Source organism: Micromonospora globosa, from assembly GCF_000717585.1.
GTDB lineage: Bacteria > Actinomycetota > Actinomycetes > Mycobacteriales > Micromonosporaceae > Micromonospora > Micromonospora aurantiaca.
In genome coordinates this window covers 1-1,428 of sequence record NZ_JNZR01000078.1, presented here as the reverse complement: position 1 = coordinate 1,428, position 1,428 = coordinate 1, and the positions used below count along the sequence as shown (strand labels likewise).

Sequence of the window (1,428 nt, the reverse complement as noted above, 5' to 3'; positions counted from 1 at the left end):
TACTCCAGCCGGGGATGTTGACCTTGGCTGAGCTGGGGCTTGGTGTGGTGTGTGAACGGGTGCAGCCACCGTCGATCATGGGCGGTTGTGTGGACTGACCATGACGCGGCGGTGGCTGCGGGATACAGGGTAGACGCTCAGCGGTGGCGGGTGTTGTTCGACGGCCTGATGCTGACGGTCGGGGGACGTTTCCGCAGGCCCGAGCCTCGCCGTCGGGTGCGTGACTTCGTCCGGGGCCTGCTGGCGCCGTTACCGTCGAAGAACTGCTGGACGATCGCCGAGCACGCCGGTGACAGCGGCCCGGACGGGATGCAGGACCTGTTGACCCGGGTGCGCTGGGACGACGCCGCCGTTCGTGTCGATGTCCGCGAGTTCGTCGCCCAGCACCTCGGTGATACCGAGGCGGTGCTGGTCATCGACGAGACGGGGGACCTGAAGAAGGGCCGGCACACCGTCGGTGTCCAGCGGCAGTACTCAGGCACGGCCGGGAAGATCGAGAACTGCCAGCTCGCCGTGCACCTCGTCTACGCCACCGACACCGCTCACGCGATGCTCGACGCGGCCCTCTACCTGCCGAAATCCTGGTGCGACGACCCCGAACGCCGGACACGGGCCGGTGTCCCCGAGCAGGTGCGGTTCGCCACGAAACCGCAGCTGGCGTCCCGGATGATCACCACCGCGGTCACCGCCGGGCTGCCGTGCGGGTGGGTGGCCGGCGACGAGGCCTACGGCAACGATCCACGCCTGGCCGCCCGGCTACGTCAGCTGCGCCTGGGCTACGTCCTGGCCGTGGCCCGCTCCCACCAGGTCACCACCAGCCTCGGCGTCCACCGCGTCGACGCCCTGGCCACCGGTCTTCCCACCACCGCCTGGCAGCGCATCTCCGCCGGCCGAGGCGCGAAAGGCCACCGCTGGTACGACTGGTCCTACACCGCCCTACCGCACGCCACCGACGCACACGGCGGACACCACTGGCTCCTGACCCGCCGCAACCGCCGCACCGGTGAACTGGCCTTCTACCGCTGCTGGTCACCGCAACCCGTCCCACTCCACCGCCTGGTCACGGTCGCCGGCCGCCGCTGGAAAATCGAAGAATCGTTCCAGGCCGCGAAGACCGGACTCGGCCTCGACCAGCACCAACACCGCCGCTGGACGTCATGGCACCGCTGGACCACCCTGGTGATCCTCGCCCACGCATTCCTCGCCGCCGCGACCGCCAACCACCACCATCAACCGGCCGGGCTGATCCGACTGACCGTCAACGAACTACGCCACCTGTTCCACGTCCTGATCATCGAACCCACCCGCCGCCGAGCGGACCCACTGCTCTGGTCCATCCGCCGACGACGCCACCAAGCCCAAGCCATGACCAGCCACTACACCCGACAAGCCCTCACCGAGCCGTGATCACAATCCCCGGCTGGAGTA

1 protein-coding gene is annotated in these 1,428 nt (G+C 68.9%); it reads left to right on the top strand.

Translation table 11 applies throughout. The annotated features are described in order from the left end of the window. The first annotated feature begins 168 nt into the window (after positions 1–168). Positions 169–1,407, top strand: coding sequence for an IS701 family transposase (locus tag IF06_RS0131690; protein WP_030275456.1), 1,239 nt, complete (start codon positions 169–171; stop codon positions 1,405–1,407). Positions 1,408–1,428: the final 21 nt, after the last annotated feature.